We start from the raw sequence: 16,891 nt of genomic DNA, 5'->3' as shown, positions 1-16,891 counted from the left end.
TGCATGAGAAGCAGGTGCCTGCGGCTCGTTAACAGGTAGAGCTTGGCTGTCTGTTCGATGTTAGGAGTCTATAGCGAATATCGACAGGAGGGGAAAGACTTTGTGCGCCGCACAAAAAACGTTGCCAAAAAAATTTGTGCGCTGCAATATAAAGTCTAACGCGATGACCGGCAGGATCGCTATCGCGTCCTCAGGCCAGAGTCGGCCTTCCAGTACCAGGAGATTCAAGCATGTCTTTTTTCAACTCGGAAAAATTGCAAGACGCTCAGAAAGCCAACCTCGACCTCCTGCAGCAAATCAGCGGCAAAATCTTCTCCAGTGTTGAGCAGCTGAGCCAGTTGCAGTTCAAGACCCTGCAGGCCTCTACCGAGGAGCAGTTCGACGGCTTTCGCAAGCTGCTTGCGGTACGTGATCCACAAGGATTCGCTGAGCTCCAGGCTTCTTTGACCCAGCCAAATGTGCAAGCCGAACGCTTGGCTAATTTCAATCGCCAAGTGCAAGCGTTGATTGTCGATACTCACTCGGAAATCGCCAAACTGACCTCGCGTCAGGTCGAGGCAGGCACCCAGCAGGTGCAAGAGTTCGTTGAGGTGATCAGCAAAAATGCACCGGCTGGCTCCGAGCCTGTTGTGGCCGGGTTCAAATCGTCGCTGGCGAATGCCGGTGTCGTTTTTGAAAGTGCACAGAAAGCCGTAAAACAGGCTGCGGACGTTGCCCAGAGCGGTTTTGACGCAGCGACCGCCGCCGCGGGCAAAACCGCTCCTGGCACCAAGGCTACAAGCGATAACAAGTAAGTCTGATTAGAGTGGTTGCATAATGGCGATGGGTTTACTCCCCATCGCCATTTTTTTTCGGCCCGCCACCGGCACCTGGCTTGCCTGGTGGCATGCCGCCGAACAGCCCGAAGAGGTTCTGAGTGTTCAGGTAGAGGGCTTTTGACTGGTCGACATACTGGCGCATCAAATCCTGCATGACCGGTGCCTGCTGGTGCATGAACGCGCTCCAGGTTTCGGAGGACTGAGCGCCGGTCTGGGACTGGATGTCGATGACCGTCTGGATGCTTTTATCCAGATAGCTGCCGAGGACGCTCTGGTAGGGACCGTAGAACTGGATAATCCCCATCAGCATCTCACTGGAGAAAATCGGCTCACCGCCACTTTCGGCTTCCAGAATGACCTGCAGCAAAATACTTCGGGTCAGATCCTCACCAGTTTTGGCGTCGACCACCTCGAACGGGATTCTATCGACGACCAATTTGCGTATATCCGCAAGGGTCAGATGACTGCTGGTGTGCGTGTCATACAGACGGCGATTCGGGTACTTCTTGATCAGACGGGTGGTGTTCCGACTGTTTTCTGTCATGCGGGGCTACTCACAGCGAGCCTGATTTGCAGGCATTTTATCCTACTCTGACCACTGCCACTCCAATGTGTCGCCTCACAAATAAACTCCACCAGGTAACTGAACGAAGACATTTCCGAAATTTCCGTAGGAAACGGGATCGGCGTGTGGGAAGTCATACTGGCGAGTCAAGTTGATAGCTGCATTCATAGGTCTTGCCACCTGAAAGAAGTCGTCTGGGCAAAGGGTATTCGTTTTGGTATTCCGGGTGCAAAATGAATGAAAGCACCCAACGCGACCCACTCCAGGATGGAAAGGCACCCGCTATGCAGGAATTCACCATGAAGCAGGCCGAACTCGAAAGGGTTCATGTGGAAATCGTCAAGCTGATGGCTGAACAGCGCAAGCTGAACGCCGAAGCAGGCAAGATGACCCGTGAAACGTTCTGGTATCCGGTGGCGGTGGCCACCGGGCTTATTGGCACAGTAGCCACCGTCACTGCGGTGCTGGTGAAACTGATCTGACGCCATTCGTTCGATATTCGTAAAGCTCTTTCCAGAGGGGCGGCGACCACTTTCGTTCACCTGTTAGACTGCCCAAACTCTTCGAACGGAATCGACACCATGCACCCTTTTCGCGCCGCTTTTTGCGGTGTTGCGATATCTATCGCCACTGTAGTGCTGGGCTTCGCCCCATCATTGGCCTCTGCAGCCTCCCCCACGGCTTTTCCCGACGCAGCCGCCAGCGACCCGTCCAGGCTTGGCTGGATGGTCGGTTTTCCGCCACCTTCCGACCGCACCGTGCGGTTTGAAGACGGCAGGGGTTTCCGGCGATGCGCTGGAGCGTCTCGAACTTTCGGCAACTGATGCCAACCACCAATGTTTCACGTGGTTGGAGGGCACCCGCGCCGTTGGTGACGGCACTGCACAAGGATATCGATGCCATCAGTTTTCTCCCGCTCGGTTCGCATGCCGCGATGACGTGGGAACAACGGACAAGGAGGGCGGGGCATTCATGGCACGCGGGGTGCATGGTCAGCGCATCCATGTTGATCAGAGAGCGAGCGCGAGCACTGCAGGCGGTTGCAGTCGTGGGGCTCGATTACCAGATCAGCATGCCGACAGGAAAGGGCGGCATGGTGATGGTGTTACTGAAGTGACACTGCGTTGCCCATTCGTCGGGCATTGGGTTTTATGAATAACAAGTCCGGTAATGACCAACTAGTCTCAAAATCCTTGGTGATCGATATTTTTCGGGCAAAGGGCTTGCCGGTGTCGATCCCGCATATGAGAGGGGTGAAGCGATGACTGAACCGTATATCGAAGATGACGGCGCAGAATTTCCGATCAACAACTACGTTCAGTGCGGCCAGACAGAATATGTGGCCAGCTTTGGCGAAGATCAGGCCAAGGTCCTCAAGATCAAGACCAAGGCTTGTCGAATACTGAAGGGAAAATTCCTGCCCAAGCTTACGGAACCGGTCAGCAAGTAAATGACCCGCGAGCAAACCCCGTCATCGAACGGGGTTTTTTGTGCGGGTAGGAGCGAGCTTGCTCGCGATGGACTTGAAGGCGACGCGTTCCGTCGGGAAACACGCGTTGTCGTTAACGTCCATCGCGAGCAAATGTGAACGAATATTTAATCTGGAAAGTTTTCACAAACTTTTCACAAGGCTCTACGTAGGCTCAACTCATCCGTTAGAAGCAACACCCTGCCCGTTCCCCAGCGGGCTTTTTTTTGCCCGCGATAAAACCTTTTCCAAAAATGCTGTCCAACTGTCGCCTACCACGAGGTTGAGCGCGCGCATGTCTGGACTTTGCCTCCTCTAAAGCATTCAATCTCGACCCCTTTGAATTTCATCCCCTATTTTTGAGGTTTCTGTCATGCGTTTCACACTGCCTGCTCTGGTTCTGGGTCTTCTGGTTGCTCAAGGTGCAATGGCCGGCGACGGCACTGCCGCCCTTGGTGGCGGCTTGGGTGGTGCGCTTGGTAACGTTGTTGGCCACAGCATGGGCGGCAGCACCGGTGCAGCGATTGGCGCGGGTGTCGCAGGCGCAGCGGGCAGCGCGGTTGCCGCCAAGAAAGGCCACCGTACCAGCGCGGCCATCGGTGGTGGCGTTGGCGCTGCCGGTGGTTCGGTGATCGGCAACAGCCTGGGTGGCAAGACTGGTTCGACCATCGGCGCAGGCCTGGGTGGCGCCTTGGGCGGCGGCGTAGGTAACAACCTGGCCAAAGGTCACAAGCGTCACTGATCCCAGGGATCGGCACCAAAAGCCCGGCTTGATGCCGGGCTTTTGCGTTTTTGAACGTTTCTGGCTTTCGCGCCTCGAATGCTCCATACCCCCGATAGAATGCGAGGCGTGCCATGGAACTGAAAACCCGCTTGACGTTGCCGGCGCTTGTTTTTGGATTGTTGCTTACACCGCTCGTGCTGGCAGCAGGAGACGGTACTGCCGCAGTTGGCGGTGGTATTGGCGGTGCATTGGGCAACGTGGTTGGCGGACAAATGGGCGGCAGCACAGGCGCCGCGATTGGCGCCGGTGTCGGTGGCGCCGCTGGTAGTGCGGTCGGCGCACCCAAGGGCAGTCGCACCGAAGCGGCGGTGGGCGGTGGATTGGGTTCGGCGGGCGGTTCGATAATCGGCAACAGCCTGGGTGGCAAAACCGGTTCGACCATTGGCGCAGGCCTGGGCGGCGCAGCCGGTGGTGCGGTCGGCAACAATCTGGGAAGCGACAATGACCGATCCCATTCCGGTGGCGGCCATAAACATAAGAACAAACATAAAAACAAGCATCACTGACTGATAACGAACTGCGCAACCGATGGTCTCTCTGATCGAACCTGACGATCGACTATCCCTCCAATGGTCAGGACCTGCCTTTAAGGTCCGTTGAGAGGTGCCCTATGAACGCTGATCCGAAAGACTCCGACATCGACGAAACCCCCGAATACCCCCTGCCTTCACCCACCGATTCCCTGAGTCGGGATCAACGTCCGCCCGATGACGAGGCTGGTGTCGAGCAGGTTCCAAACGAAGACGTCAAGCGTACTGATGTCGAAGCAGACCCGAACGATCCGGACATCGCCGGGGAAGATGCCTCCGGCGAGCCAAGCTGATCGACGTCTGGTACAAGGCCGCCTGTCGAATGAGTGGCAACCATGCCAACGCTCTGTTGCCAGACATAAGGTATGCAACTCATAAAGGAGACGCACATGATCAGGTCAAGATGGATGGCCCTGACAGTGGCCGGTCTGTTGTCGCTTGGTTCAGGCACGGCCTTTTCACAGTCCTATGGCAACGATGCCCCGATCGATAAGGGCGGAATGCCACCGTCTACCGAAATGAATGCAGGCTCTGGCCCGGAGAATGCGTTGCCGCCTGGCGCCATCAAGGATGGCAATGCAGGCGATGCCAAGGGGAGCAGCACCCGCCCGGAGACGGCAAACGATTCGACCAGCGGTGGCAGTTCGATGGGGAGCGGTTCTGGGAGTGGGTCTGGAGGATCAGGTAATTCTGCCGGCAGTGGCGGGAGTACAGGGCCTGCGGGTAGTGGGACAGGTAAAGCGGGCGGTTAGCCTGATAGAGGATCAACAGCAGTGAGCTGACCGGGCCCGGCGATTTGCCGGGCTTTTTGCGTCATCCTCCCGTTGCTCTTGGCCACGGCTGCTCGTTATGCTGCTGAAACCTTTAATCTGTCACGCAGCAGGCCGTACCTGAGCCGCCTGGGATGTCATGAAAACGGATCAGATGCGATGAATTCACCGCTCAAAGAGTTCGGCCCCATCAAGGCCGTGATTTTCGATATGGACGGCTTGCTGCTGGACACCGAGGGGATTTACACCGAAGTCACCGCCACGATCGCCGCGCGCTATGGACGGACGTTCGACTGGAGCGTCAAACAGAACATCATCGGCCGTGGTGCGGGTGATCTGGCGCGCTATGTGGTGCAGGCGCTGGACTTGCCGATCAGCGCCGAAGAGTTTCTGGAGATTCGCGAGCCGCTGATGCGCGAGCGTTTTCCTGCGGCGCAGGCGATGCCGGGTGCAGAAGAGCTGGTCCGGCACCTGAAGGCGCATAACATTCCCATTGCGGTGGGTACCAGTTCCTCGAGCCAGTCGTTCGGCCAGAAAACCACCTTGCATCGCGACTGGTTCGCCTTGTTCGATTTCATCGTCACGGCCGATGATCCTGAAGTCCGCGCGGCCAAACCGGCGCCGGATATCTTCCTGACGGCGGCGCGACGCCTGGGTGTCGAGCCGCAGGATTGCCTGGTGTTCGAGGATTCGCCGTTCGGTGTCACGGCGGCCAAAGCGGCGGGGATGACGGCGATTGCGATTCCGGATGCGGCGATGGCTGACGAAAAGTACGCACACGCCGATGGCATTCTTCGTACGCTGAAGGCGTTCAAACCAAGTGCCTGTGGCTTGCCAGCGCTCGATGGGTCCTGACGATAATGTGGGAGCAGGCTTGCTCCCACATTTTGATTGCGTTCAATTCATCAGGCGCCAAAACCACCGTCGATGGTCAGGCTCGCGCCGGTGATGTAGCCGGCTTCGGGGCCGACCAGGTAAGCGACGAAACTGGCGATCTCTTCGGCTTTGCCGTAACGCCCCACTGCCATCAACGGAATCAGGCTGTCGGCGAAGTCGCCGTGGGCAGGGTTCATGTCGGTATCGACCGGACCCGGTTGCACATTGTTGATGGTGATGCCTTTGGGGCCGAGGTCGCGGGCCAAGCCCTTGGTCAGGCCAACCAGCGCCGATTTGCTCATGGCGTACGGACCGCCACCGGCGAAGGGCATGCGGTCGGCGTTGGTGCTGCCGATATTGATGATTCGTCCACCTTCGGTCATGTGTTTGGCGGCAGCCTGGGTGGCGATGAACACGCTGCGTACGTTAATCGCCAGGGTCTGGTCGAAGTCTTCGAGTTTGAAGTCTTCCAGCGGTGCAACGGCCAGCACGCCAGCGTTGTTGACCAGGATATCCAGCTGACCAAACGCTTCTACGGTAGCCGTTACGGCGCCGCGAATGGCCTCGGCGTCAGCGCTGTCAGCCTTGATGGCCAGGGCTTTACCGCCGCCATGGGTGATGCTGTTTTGCAATTCTTCGGCCTTGGCCGTGGAGCTGACGTAGGTAAAGGCGACCGTCGCGCCTTCAGCGGCCAGGCGTTTGACGATGGCAGCGCCGATGCCGCGGGAGCCGCCTTGGATCAACGCCACTTTGCCGCTGAGGTTCTGAGTAGTCATATCGATCTCCAAAGTCCCGAGGCGAGATGTCCCGGTTGATGGAGCCTAGTATCGATTCAGGATTACACGCTGAGTAGACGGTAATTGCGATAGTCTGTGTAAACCATAAGTTTATAGTGGCGCCTATGGAAACCTTCAGCAGTATCGAATGCTTTGTGCGCAGCGCCGAGGTTGGCAGCTTTGCCGAGGCCGCGCGACGCTTGAGCCTGACTCCGGCGGCAGTGGGAAAGAGCGTGGCCAAACTGGAAGCGCGGCTGGGGGTGCGATTGTTTCAGCGCAGCACCCGCAGCCTGACGCTGACCGAGGCCGGGCAGCTGTTTCTGAGTGAGGTCAGTGCCAGCCTGCACACGATCCAGAATGCCGTGGCCAATCTCGCCAGCGCCGAAGGTCGTCCGGCGGGCACGTTGAAGGTCAGCATGGGCACCGTGTTCGGGCGTTTATACATCGTGCCGCTACTCGGGGAGTTTTTGCGGCGCTTTCCGGCGATCAACCCGGACTGGCATTTCGATAACCGTCAGGTCGACCTGATAGCCCAGGGTTTCGACGCCGCGATTGGTGGCGGGTTCGAGCTGCCCCTAGGGGTGGTGGCGCGCAAGCTGACCCCAGCCCATCGCGTGCTGGTCGCTTCTGCCGATTACCTGGCGGCGCACGAAGCGATCCTCGAGCCCGATGATCTCAAGCTTCACGACGGCATCCTCATTCGCTCGCCGCAGACCGGCCGCGTGCGTTCCTGGCAGTTGACCAGTCGCACCCGGCAACACAGCCCGCTGACGCTCAAGGCGCGGATGACCATGAGCGATTCGGAGGCGGCTTGTGCTACGGCGGTCCAGGGTTTGGGCATTGCGCTGGTGAGCATGCCGTTTGCCGTGGGCTATCTGGAGGCAGGGACGTTGCAGCGGGTGTTGCCGGATTGGTATGTCGATGATGGCAATATTTCTATCTATTACGCCGAACATAAGCTGCTGCCGGGCAAGACCCGGGCGTTTGTGGATTTCATTATCGAGCAGTTGGCCGAGCAGGGGTTGGGGCGGCGGTTCAGTGCTGTGTGAGTTTACTCGGGACCGAGTCGTCCCCATTCGCGAGCAGGCTCGCTCCCACAGGGGATTTTTGTACGCCGAAGAACCAATGTGGGAGCGAGCCTGCTCGCGAAGAACGATAACGCGGTTTACCTGCCGAACCGCCCCGGCCAGCCAATGATGTTCTTCGGTCGCGGCGTCGCGTAAGTCCGCACCTTGGACGTCGACAACCCCAGCCGCACCAACGATTCGGCGATGGTCACCGCCGCCGTCACGCCATCGATCACCGGCACGCCGGTGCGCTGACGAATCTGCTCATCCAGCCCGGCCATGCCGCCGCAACCCAGGCAAATCACTTCGGCTTTGTCCTGGGTCACTGCCAGCTCAGCCTGATGCACGATGGCCTCCAGCGCGCGTTGCGGCTCGTGTTCCAGTTCCAGCACCGCTAGCCCGCTGGCCCGCACCGAGGCACAGCGGTCCCACAGCCCGGACAGTTTCAGGCGATCTTCGATCAGTGGAACAGTGCGGTCGAGGGTAGTGACGACCGAGTAGGCATGGCCGAGAAACATCGCGGTGCTCGCCGCCGCATCGGTGATGTCTACCACGGGTACGTTGAGCAATTCCTGCAGGCCTTCGCGACCGTGTTCGCCGTAGCCGGCTTGAATCACGGCATCGAAGGGCTGGTCGTAGGCCATGACCCGATCCATCACCGCAATGGCGGCCAAGTAGCTTTCGAAGTTGCCTTCGATCGAGTCGGCACCGAAGTAGGGCGTCAGGCCAACAATTTCCGTACCGGGCGCGGCCACGGCCTGGGCTGAGCGGGCGATGGCCTGGGTGATGGATTCGGTGGTGTTGACGTTGACTACGAGAATACGCATGGGAAGTCCTTATAGCCGAGTGTGTATGTTTTGATTATTGTATACAAAACATGTATGCACTTAAGCCATATTCGTGCCAGTAGCGAATATATAAACAGATCAAGAGATCGCAGGCTCGCCAGCTCCTACAGGGGATCGTGTTTCATCTGTAGGAGCTGCCGCAGGCTGCGATCTTTCAGGCTTTGGATTTGCTGATGATGTTCCCGGCATGCAACCCGCATTCCTTCTGCGTGGCTTCTTCCCACCACCAGCGACCTTCACGCTCGTGCTGGTTCGGCAGTACCGGGCGGGTGCACGGCTCACAGCCGATACTGATGAACCCGCGTTCGTGCAGGCTGTTGTACGGCAGTTCCAGCATGCGGATGTAGCCCCAGATTTCCTCGCTGGTCATCTGTGCCAGCGGGTTGAACTTGTACAGGGTGCGTTCCGGGGTGGAGAACGCGGTGTCGATTTCCATCACCGCCACTGCGCTGCGCGTGCCGGGGCTCTGGTCGCGGCGCTGGCCGGTGGCCCAGGCCTTCACGCCAGACAACTTGCGACGCAGCGGCTCGATCTTGCGGATGCCGCAGCACTCGCCATGACCATCCTTGTAGAAACTGAACAGGCCTTTTTCCTTCACGAACGGTTCGAGTCTGGTGTAGTCCGGCGATACCAGTTCGATGTCGATCTTGTAGTGCTCGCGTACCTGATCGATGAAACGATAGGTCTCGGGATGCAAGCGGCCGGTGTCGAGGCTGAACACTTTGACGTTCTTGTTCAGCTTCCAGGCCATGTCCACCAGCACCACGTCTTCGGCGCCGCTGAAAGATATCCACAGGTCATCGCCGAACTCGGCGAAGGCGAGTTTCAGGATGTCCTGGGCGGATTTGTTGGCATAGGTCGTGGCGAGTTCCACGACGTCGAACGTTGGGCTCATCAGGGCGGCTTCCTACAGGTCGGTGGCGCTGGGCGCTCTATATGGGGCCGATGGTAACAAAAAGCTGCACTGGCCGGGGCGTCCTCTGCGTTGCGTGGTGGGGGAGTTGTCGTTAGAGTTCCGGCTCGCTCTACTCAATAAACAATACCAATGGGAGTGTCTTGTGGAAATTGCCTGTCTGGATCTTGAAGGTGTGCTGGTCCCGGAAATCTGGATCGCCTTCGCCCAAAAAACCGGGATCGAATCCCTCAGGGCCACCACCCGGGACATTCCCGACTATGACGTGCTGATGAAGCAGCGCTTGCGGATTCTCGACGAACACGGCTTGAAGCTCGCCGACATCCAGGAGGTGATCGCCACGCTCAAGCCACTGGACGGTGCTGTCGAGTTCGTCGACTGGCTGCGTGAGCGCTTCCAGGTGGTGATTCTGTCGGACACCTTCTACGAGTTTTCCCAGCCGCTGATGCGTCAATTGGGCTTTCCGACCTTGCTTTGCCATCGTCTGATTACTGACGATACCGGGCGTGTCACGGGCTATCAGCTGCGTCAGAAAGATCCCAAGCGTCAGTCGGTGCTGGCCTTCAAGAGCCTCTACTACCGGGTGATTGCAGCGGGGGATTCCTACAACGACACCACGATGCTGGGTGAGGCGGATGCAGGGATTCTGTTCCATGCGCCGGACAACGTGATCGCCGAGTTCCCGCAATTCCCGGCGGTGCATACATTTGATGAGTTGAAGCAGGAATTCATCACGGCTTCCAACCGCACCTTGAGCCTCTAGGCTGCGCAATGATCGTTCCCACGCTCTGCGTGGGAATGCAGCCCGGGACGCTCCGCGTCCCACGATCGGTGGGGATTACAGGTTTTGCAGGGTATCGAGCAGCACCTTCACCTTGGTGATCGATTCCTGATACTCGGCCTGCCACTCGGAATCGGCGACGATTCCGCCACCGCCCCAGCAACACACCTGCCCATCCTTGACCAGCAGGCTGCGGATGGCGATGGAGCTGTCCATCTCGCCGCGCACGTCCAGATACAGCAATGAACCGCAGTAGAGACCGCGTCGGGTGGGTTCCAGCTCGTCGATGATCTGCATTGAGCGAATTTTCGGCGCACCGGTAATCGAGCCGCCCGGGAAGCTGCCGGCGATCAGGTCCAGCGCATCCCGATCATCCGCCAGTTCGCCAGTCACGCAGCTCACCAGGTGATGCACATTCGGGTAGCTTTCCAGGCTGAACAACTCTGGCACACGAACCGAACCGGTGCGGCAGGTGCGACCGAGGTCGTTGCGCAACAGGTCGACGATCATCAAGTTTTCCGCGCGGTCCTTGGGGCTGGCCAGCAGTTCGGCGGCGTTCGCCGCGTCTTCGGCAGCCGTGAGGCCACGTGGGCGCGTGCCTTTGATCGGGCGGGTTTCAACACAGCGCTCGCTGACTTTGACGAAGCGTTCTGGTGAAAGACTCAGCACCGCGCCGCCGTCTGGTAGGCTCTGGAAGCCGGAAAACGGGGTTGGGCAAGCCCGTCGCAACGCGCAGTACGCCGTCCATGGATCACCCTGGCAGGGCGCGCGGAAGCGTTGGGCGAAGTTGACCTGATAGCAATCGCCGGCCTGAATGTATTGCTGAATGCACTCGATCGCCTGGCGATACTGATCAGCGTTCAGATCGGCATTCATCGGCGCCTGCAACCTGAACGGCTCGGCCGTTTCAAAGGCTGGCTGGCTGAACAACTGGATCAGGCGCTGACGTTCGCTGTCGGCCAGCGTCGGGTGGAACACCAATTGGCTGGTGGCCTGCTGGTGATCGCTGATCAGCGCCCAGTCGTACAGGCCGAATCGCGCATCCGGCAACTGCAGGTCATCCACGGCCTGGCTCGGCAGGTGTTCCAGGTGGCGGCCGAAGTCGTAGCTCAGGTAGCCGATCAAGCCGCCGGCGAAAGGCAGGTCATGGGCAACTGTCGCTTCGCCCAGTCGCGTCAGATTGTCCCGAAGGCGTTGCAGGAAATCACTGCCACGTTCGTCTGGCGTTACCGCCAGTTGTTCCAGCGGCCAGGCGCTGAGCAGGTCAAAGCGCCCGCGCTCGGCACTGGGGCGGCCGCTGTCGAGCAGCACGGCACCCGGGGCATGGCGAATGGCCGCAAAGTATTCGGCGGGGTTGGCGCGATAGGGCAGCGGATGTACGGAACAGGTCAGCATGGGCGGGGGAGATCAGCCATCGAGGCGGGGTGGCGATTGTAGTCCTCTCGGGGAATTGCTCCTAGAGGGGATTGTAGGAGCGAGCATGCTCGCGAAAAACGCCGGAACAACGCGGGTATCCAGAAAGCCCGCGTACTCGTTGACGTCCATCGTCGGAACGCCGCCCGGAGCAGGCTCGCTCCTACAGGAAGGGATCAACCCTCAACCGGCGGAATATGCCCAAACATCTCCTGCACGAACGCCACCCGCTCTTCGACGGTTTCGCTGACGCCGCGTGCCTTCAAATCCTCCAGTCGCGCCTCGACCGCATGGGTGCGCAAGGTCAGGCCGCAATCATTGGCAATCTGGATGTTCAAGCCGGGTCGGGCGTTGAGCTCGAGGATCAGTGGGCCTTTCTCCTGGTCCAGCACCATGTCGACACCGATGTAGCCCAGCCCGCACAGCTCGTAGCAACCCGCGGCGAGTTTCATGAAGCCGTCCCAGTAGGGCAGTTGCACGCCATCCACCGCGTTGGTGGTGTCCGGGTGCTTGGTGATGATGTTGTTCAACCAGGTGCCGCGCAGGGTCAGGCCGGTGGCCAGGTCGACACCGACGCCGATGGCGCCCTGGTGCAGGTTGGCCTTGCCGCCCGACTGACGGGTGGGCAAGCGCAGCATGGCCATGACCGGATACCCCATCAACACAATGATGCGGATGTCCGGCACGCCTTCATAGCTGATGCTCTTGAAGATCTGGTCCGGGATCACCCGGTATTCGATCAGTGCACGGTCGCGATGCCCGCCGAGGGAATACAGGCCGGTGAGGATGCTGGAGATATGGTGTTCGAGCTCTTCGTGGCCGATGATCTTGCCGGACACCGTGCGATAGCGGCCCTCGAAGCGGTCGGCGATGACAATGATGCCGTCGCCGCCAGCGCCCTGGGCCGGCTTGATCACGAAGTCGTTGTGCCCGTCGATGATCTCGCCGAGCTTGTCGATTTCCTTTTCGGTGGAGATCACCCCATACAGCTGCGGCACATGGATGCCGGCGGCAATCGCGCGTTCCTTGGTGATGATCTTGTCATCGACGATCGGGTACAGGCTGCGCTTGTTGTACTTGAGCACGTAGTCCGCGTTACGCCGGTTGATGCCCATGATGCCCCGGGCCTCCAGGGCTTTCCAGGTCTTCCAGAAGCCGAACATCAGGCGTCAGCCTTCTTCAGGAAGGCCTTGAAGCGCACCAGCTCGGTCAGGCGGTAGCCGCGATAGCGACCCATGGCCAGCATGAAGCCCACCAGGATCAGCAGGATCGCCGGGAAGGTGAACACGAAGTACACCAGTTCCGGCACGCTCATGATCAGGTGTGCCAGGGAGGCCGCGAACAAGGTGCCGATCGCCACTTTCATGGCATGGCTGGCACCGCGTTCTTCCCAGGTGATCGACAGGCGTTCGATGGTCATGGTCAGGATCACCATCGGGAACAACGCCACCGACAGTCCGCGCTCCAGGCCGAGCTTGTGGCTGAACAGGCTGATGGCCGCGATCAACACCACCACGAACGTCAACACCACCGACAGCCTCGGCAGCATCTGCAGTTTCAGGTGTTCAAGGTAAGAGCGCAGCGACAGCCCCAGCGCCGTGATGATGGTAAACAGCACGATACCGAAGCCGAGCTGGGTCTCGCGGAAGGCCAGGGCGATCAGTACCGGGGTAAAGGTGCCGAGGGTCTGCAGGCCGATCAGGTTGCGCAGGATCAGGATTACCAGTACGCCGATCGGGATCATCACCATGATCATGAAGGTCTGCTGGGTTTGCAGTGGCAGGCCGTACAGCGAGTATTCGAGGAAGTTGGCGTCGGTGTTTTCGTCGGTCAGCTTGGCCAGGCGAATGGCGTTCATTTCGCTGTTGTTCATGCTGAAGGTCACAGTGGCCTTCTTGCCGCCATCGACGGTGATCAGGTTTTCATCGCCCGTCCACCACAGCAGGCGGTCGGTCGGCAGGCCCTGTTCGCCGGTTTCCGGGTTGAAGTACAGCCAGTCGGTGCCGTTGAAGCTGCGCAGCCAGAGTTCCGGGGTTTGTGGCTGGTCGGCCACCAGGCGAATGGTATGGACCTTTTCCACCGGGACGTGGGCGATGGACAGCAGCAGTTCGACGATCTTCGCCTTGTGGGCCGGTGTCGGGTCGCCGGCCAGGAGCATCTTGGCATTCTCGTCGTTGCTGTTGTTGACCCGCTTGATCGCTTCGCTGATGAAGGTCTCGACGTCGGCCGAGTGCTGGCGAATCGGCGCCAGCAGCGCTTCGGCGGCGAGTTTCTCAGGGCCTTCCACGGCAATGCTGTCGCGGAAGGTCGGACCTTTGATCTTGGCTTTTTCGGCGGTGTAGCGCTTGGTCAGCACCAGTCGGTAATAAAGGGTCTGGTTGCCTTTGGCCCGGCGCGCCGACCAGGTGACCTTACGGTTGCCGTCGACACGGTTCACGGCCACGCCGTAGTTATTGGAGATGAAGCTTTCGTTGAGGCTCACGTAATCGCGGCTCAACGGTGGCACGAACATCTGGATCTTGACCGGATCCTTGGCACTGGCGACGAACTCGACTTTGGCGTCGATGTTCCACAAGTCGTCGGTGGCGTCTTCCGTCACGGGAATGCCGAGTACGAAGATCTGGTAGGCCGTGACTGAAATGCCCAACACCACCAGGATGGCGATCAGCATTTTCAGATGAAGGGTAAGAGAGCGCATTTAAATTACTCGGCGGTATGAGCGTCGGTGGCGCAGGCGGGTTTGCCGGCAGCGTATTTAAGACTGGGGTCGACCAGCGCATCGAAGCGTTTGAGCGCTTCGGAGCCGATCAAGAGCGGATATTGGAACGCGCTACGGTCGGTCAGGTTCACTTCGATGCTGCGTAAAGCCGAACCCATGCATATATCCAGCTCGATCACCGGACGGGCGGTGTACTTTTTGCCCTCTTCCGGGTCGTAGTCACCGGCCCGGCGCTTGATCTTGCTGACACGGGCCAGCGGTCGTTCGATCGGGTGCGAATGGGCGGCGTCGATGGCCAGGTAAAAGCGCACCCAGGACTCGCCATTGCGTTTGAAACGCTTGATGTCGCGGGCACTCAGGGACGCGGTTTTCGCCCCGGTATCGAGTTTGGCGGCCACTTCGAGGTCGATGCCGCCCAACGATGCGTATTCATTGAGGCCGTACACGGTCTTTTCCCCTGCGGCGGCGAAACCGGGCAGGCAAAGAAGAAAAAGGACAATCGGGAAGGGCTTGAGTCTCATAAATCCTGGTGCGCAGCGGTCTGTTCTTTGATTCAAGACCCTGGCATCGCTGCGCAAGCTCCTCGTATGCCTATCAGTTATTTATGACAGACAGTGCAGATGTGACAAACAAATGCGGGCGGCATTCTAGCACGGTGGGTTGAGGGCGCCAGCGCTGCCGGGCGGCTACAAGCAAAGGGTTCTGCTTGGTTATGGTCCAAGCGGTTATTAGACGATTGTCGACAATATCTAATTATCCTTTGACGTGAGCGGCTGTTTTGGTTAGTTTTTGCCGCACTGGCTTTCAAGGTGTCGACAATATGCTGGATCAACTGGATCCCCCGCTTACCGTTCAGGATGACTCGGAAACGCTTTCCGAAAACGTCTTCCGGCGCATTCAGGCGGCCATCGTCAAGGGTGAGATCGCCCCGGGCAGCAAAATCTCCGAACCCGAGCTGGCCCGTACCTACGGCATCAGCCGTGGCCCGTTGCGCGAAGCCATCCACCGCCTGGAAGGCCAGCGCCTGCTGGTGCGCGTGCCGCACGTCGGTGCGCGGGTGGTGTCGCTCAACCATGCCGAGCTGTTGGAACTCTACGAGATCCGCGAATCCCTCGAAGGCATGGCCTGTCGCCTGGCCGCCGAGCGCATGAGCGTCGAGGAAATCGATGAGCTGCGCCGGGTCCTTGAAACCCACGAGCGCGACGAGGCTTTCCAGGCTGGCCGAGGCTACTACCAGCAGGAAGGCGATTTCGACTTCCACTACCGGATTATCCAGGGCAGCGGCAACCGCACCCTGACGCAAATGCTCTGCGGCGAGCTCTATCAATTGGTGCGCATGTATCGCATCCAGTTTTCCACCACGCCCAATCGCCCGCACCAGGCCTTTGCCGAGCACCACCGAATTCTCGATGCCATCGCCGACCGTGACGGTGAACTGGCCGAGTTGTTGATGCGCCGTCACATCGGCGCCTCCAAACGCAACATCGCCCGTCATTACCAGGACGGCGCTAACCCGACAGCCAAACGAGGTGAGTCATGAGTTTGAACAAGAGCACACCAGGCCAGCGTTTCCGCGATGCGGTCGCCAGCGAGCATCCATTGCAAGTGGTCGGTGCGATCAACGCCAACCACGCATTGCTGGCCAAGCGCGCCGGTTTCAAGGCGATCTACCTGTCCGGTGGCGGGGTGGCTGCTGGCTCCCTCGGCGTACCGGACCTGGGCATCACCGGCCTGGATGACGTGCTGACCGACGTGCGCCGCATCACCGACGTCTGCGACCTGCCGCTGCTGGTGGACGTGGACACCGGTTTCGGTTCCTCGGCCTTCAACGTCGCCCGTACCGTGAAGTCGATGATCAAGTTCGGCGCGGCGGCGATTCACATCGAAGACCAGGTCGGCGCCAAGCGTTGCGGTCACCGTCCTAATAAAGAAATCGTGACCCAGCAGGAAATGGTCGATCGCATCAAGGCGGCGGTCGATGCCCGTACCGATGACAGCTTCGTGATCATGGCCCGTACCGACGCCCTGGCGGTGGAAGGCCTGGAATCGGCACTGGATCGTGCTGCCGCATGCATCGAGGCCGGCGCCGACATGGTGTTCCCGGAAGCCATCACTGAACTTGAGATGTACAAACTGTTCGCCAGCCGCGTGAAAGCGCCGATCCTGGCCAACATCACCGAATTCGGCGCGACGCCGCTGTACACCACCGAACAACTCGCCGCTGCCGACGTGTCGCTGGTGCTGTACCCGCTGTCGGCCTTCCGCGCCATGAACAAGGCCGCGGAAAATGTCTACACCGCAATCCGCCGCGACGGTACGCAACAGAACGTCATCGACACCATGCAGACGCGCATGGAGCTTTACGATCGCATCGACTACCACACCTTCGAGCAGAAGCTCGATGCGTTGTTCGCCGCGAAGAAATAATCAACACCCTGTCACTGTAGGAGCGAGCATGCTCCGGGCGGCGCTCCGACGATGGACGTCAACGATAACGCGGGAAGCCAGTTACCCCGTGGTGTAGCGTCCACCATCGCGAGCATGCTCGCTCCTACAGGAAGGA

At 59.4% G+C, this 16,891-nt stretch carries 20 protein-coding genes; 12 read left to right on the top strand and 8 right to left on the bottom strand.

Annotated elements, in window-relative coordinates:
* The first annotated feature begins 230 nt into the window (after positions 1-230).
* Positions 231-794, top strand: coding sequence for a TIGR01841 family phasin (gene phaP, locus ACA058_RS22445; RefSeq protein ID WP_497635956.1), 564 nt, complete (start codon positions 231-233; stop codon positions 792-794).
* Positions 795-828: 34 nt separating this feature from the next.
* Here phaP and phaR read toward each other — a convergent pair whose 3' ends face one another.
* A complete protein-coding gene (phaR, locus tag ACA058_RS22440; RefSeq protein ID WP_497635955.1) occupies positions 829-1,362 on the bottom strand; it encodes a polyhydroxyalkanoate synthesis repressor PhaR in 534 nt (177 codons plus the stop codon).
* Between the two features lie 320 nt (positions 1,363-1,682).
* On the opposite strand from phaR, the gene ACA058_RS22435 reads away from it, so the two are divergent.
* The 7 genes from ACA058_RS22435 (at position 1,683) to ACA058_RS22405 (ending at position 5,790) form a co-directional block, all read left to right on the top strand.
* Complete coding sequence (locus tag ACA058_RS22435) at positions 1,683-1,865, top strand: hypothetical protein (RefSeq protein WP_497635954.1); 183 nt, start codon at positions 1,683-1,685, stop codon at positions 1,863-1,865.
* A gap of 308 nt (positions 1,866-2,173) precedes the next feature.
* On the top strand, positions 2,174-2,500 hold the full coding sequence (locus tag ACA058_RS22430; RefSeq protein WP_497635953.1) for a hypothetical protein: 327 nt from the start codon (positions 2,174-2,176) through the stop codon (positions 2,498-2,500).
* Between the two features lie 144 nt (positions 2,501-2,644).
* Positions 2,645-2,833 carry a hypothetical protein gene (locus tag ACA058_RS22425; protein ID WP_497635952.1) on the top strand — a complete coding sequence of 63 codons (189 nt, stop codon included), beginning with the start codon at positions 2,645-2,647 and terminating at the stop codon, positions 2,831-2,833.
* 391 nt (positions 2,834-3,224) lie between these two features.
* On the top strand, positions 3,225-3,593 hold the full coding sequence (locus ACA058_RS22420) for a bacteriocin (RefSeq protein ID WP_497635951.1): 369 nt from the start codon (positions 3,225-3,227) through the stop codon (positions 3,591-3,593).
* A gap of 113 nt (positions 3,594-3,706) precedes the next feature.
* Positions 3,707-4,141: a glycine zipper domain-containing protein gene (locus ACA058_RS22415; protein WP_497635950.1), complete on the top strand. Its 435-nt coding sequence runs from the start codon at positions 3,707-3,709 to the stop codon at positions 4,139-4,141.
* A gap of 104 nt (positions 4,142-4,245) precedes the next feature.
* Complete coding sequence (locus tag ACA058_RS22410) at positions 4,246-4,458, top strand: hypothetical protein (protein ID WP_497635949.1); 213 nt, start codon at positions 4,246-4,248, stop codon at positions 4,456-4,458.
* Positions 4,459-5,094: 636 nt separating this feature from the next.
* On the top strand, positions 5,095-5,790 hold the full coding sequence (locus tag ACA058_RS22405) for an HAD-IA family hydrolase (protein ID WP_497635948.1): 696 nt from the start codon (positions 5,095-5,097) through the stop codon (positions 5,788-5,790).
* Positions 5,791-5,840: 50 nt separating this feature from the next.
* Here ACA058_RS22405 and ACA058_RS22400 read toward each other — a convergent pair whose 3' ends face one another.
* Complete coding sequence (locus tag ACA058_RS22400; RefSeq protein WP_497635947.1) at positions 5,841-6,587, bottom strand: 3-oxoacyl-ACP reductase family protein; 747 nt, start codon at positions 6,585-6,587, stop codon at positions 5,841-5,843.
* Between the two features lie 125 nt (positions 6,588-6,712).
* Between ACA058_RS22400 and ACA058_RS22395 the strand changes: the two genes are divergently transcribed.
* A complete protein-coding gene (locus tag ACA058_RS22395) occupies positions 6,713-7,636 on the top strand; it encodes a LysR family transcriptional regulator (RefSeq protein WP_497635946.1) in 924 nt (307 codons plus the stop codon).
* Between the two features lie 116 nt (positions 7,637-7,752).
* On the opposite strand, the gene ACA058_RS22390 is transcribed toward ACA058_RS22395, so the two are convergent.
* Both ACA058_RS22390 and ACA058_RS22385 read right to left on the bottom strand, forming a co-directional pair.
* Positions 7,753-8,481 carry an aspartate/glutamate racemase family protein gene (locus ACA058_RS22390; RefSeq protein ID WP_497635945.1) on the bottom strand — a complete coding sequence of 243 codons (729 nt, stop codon included), beginning with the start codon at positions 8,479-8,481 and terminating at the stop codon, positions 7,753-7,755.
* Between the two features lie 175 nt (positions 8,482-8,656).
* Entirely contained in the window at positions 8,657-9,397 is a 741-nt protein-coding gene (locus ACA058_RS22385; RefSeq protein ID WP_497635944.1) for a phosphoadenylyl-sulfate reductase, read from the bottom strand.
* Between the two features lie 163 nt (positions 9,398-9,560).
* Here ACA058_RS22385 and thrH point away from each other — a divergent pair, with 163 nt between their 5' ends.
* A complete protein-coding gene (gene thrH / locus ACA058_RS22380; protein WP_497635943.1) occupies positions 9,561-10,178 on the top strand; it encodes a bifunctional phosphoserine phosphatase/homoserine phosphotransferase ThrH in 618 nt (205 codons plus the stop codon).
* Between the two features lie 75 nt (positions 10,179-10,253).
* On the opposite strand, the gene pabB is transcribed toward thrH, so the two are convergent.
* The 4 genes from pabB to rloA all read right to left on the bottom strand — a co-directional run bounded on the left by pabB (position 10,254) and on the right by rloA (position 14,849).
* Positions 10,254-11,591, bottom strand: coding sequence for an aminodeoxychorismate synthase component I (gene pabB, locus ACA058_RS22375; protein ID WP_497635942.1), 1,338 nt, complete (start codon positions 11,589-11,591; stop codon positions 10,254-10,256).
* A gap of 194 nt (positions 11,592-11,785) precedes the next feature.
* Positions 11,786-12,772, bottom strand: a complete 987-nt coding sequence (locus ACA058_RS22370; protein ID WP_497635941.1) for an alpha-L-glutamate ligase-like protein — start codon at positions 12,770-12,772, stop codon at positions 11,786-11,788.
* Positions 12,772-14,307, bottom strand: a complete 1,536-nt coding sequence (gene rloB, locus ACA058_RS22365; protein WP_497635940.1) for an osmotic stress tolerance membrane protein RloB — start codon at positions 14,305-14,307, stop codon at positions 12,772-12,774. The genes ACA058_RS22370 and rloB overlap by 1 nt, the downstream gene beginning before the upstream one ends.
* A 5-nt stretch (positions 14,308-14,312) precedes the next feature.
* Positions 14,313-14,849, bottom strand: a complete 537-nt coding sequence (gene rloA, locus ACA058_RS22360) for a retropepsin-like aspartic peptidase RloA (RefSeq protein WP_497635939.1) — start codon at positions 14,847-14,849, stop codon at positions 14,313-14,315.
* Between the two features lie 302 nt (positions 14,850-15,151).
* Here rloA and ACA058_RS22355 point away from each other — a divergent pair, with 302 nt between their 5' ends.
* Positions 15,152-15,868: a GntR family transcriptional regulator gene (locus ACA058_RS22355; RefSeq protein ID WP_171017110.1), complete on the top strand. Its 717-nt coding sequence runs from the start codon at positions 15,152-15,154 to the stop codon at positions 15,866-15,868.
* Entirely contained in the window at positions 15,865-16,755 is an 891-nt protein-coding gene (gene prpB / locus ACA058_RS22350; RefSeq protein WP_008061726.1) for a methylisocitrate lyase, read from the top strand. Before ACA058_RS22355 ends, prpB begins: the two co-directional genes overlap by 4 nt.
* Positions 16,756-16,891: the final 136 nt, after the last annotated feature.

It is taken from the genome of Pseudomonas sp. LBUM1649 (assembly GCF_059716155.1).
Note: the sequence above shows the minus strand (reverse complement) of the source record. Positions and strands in the feature narration are given on the sequence as shown.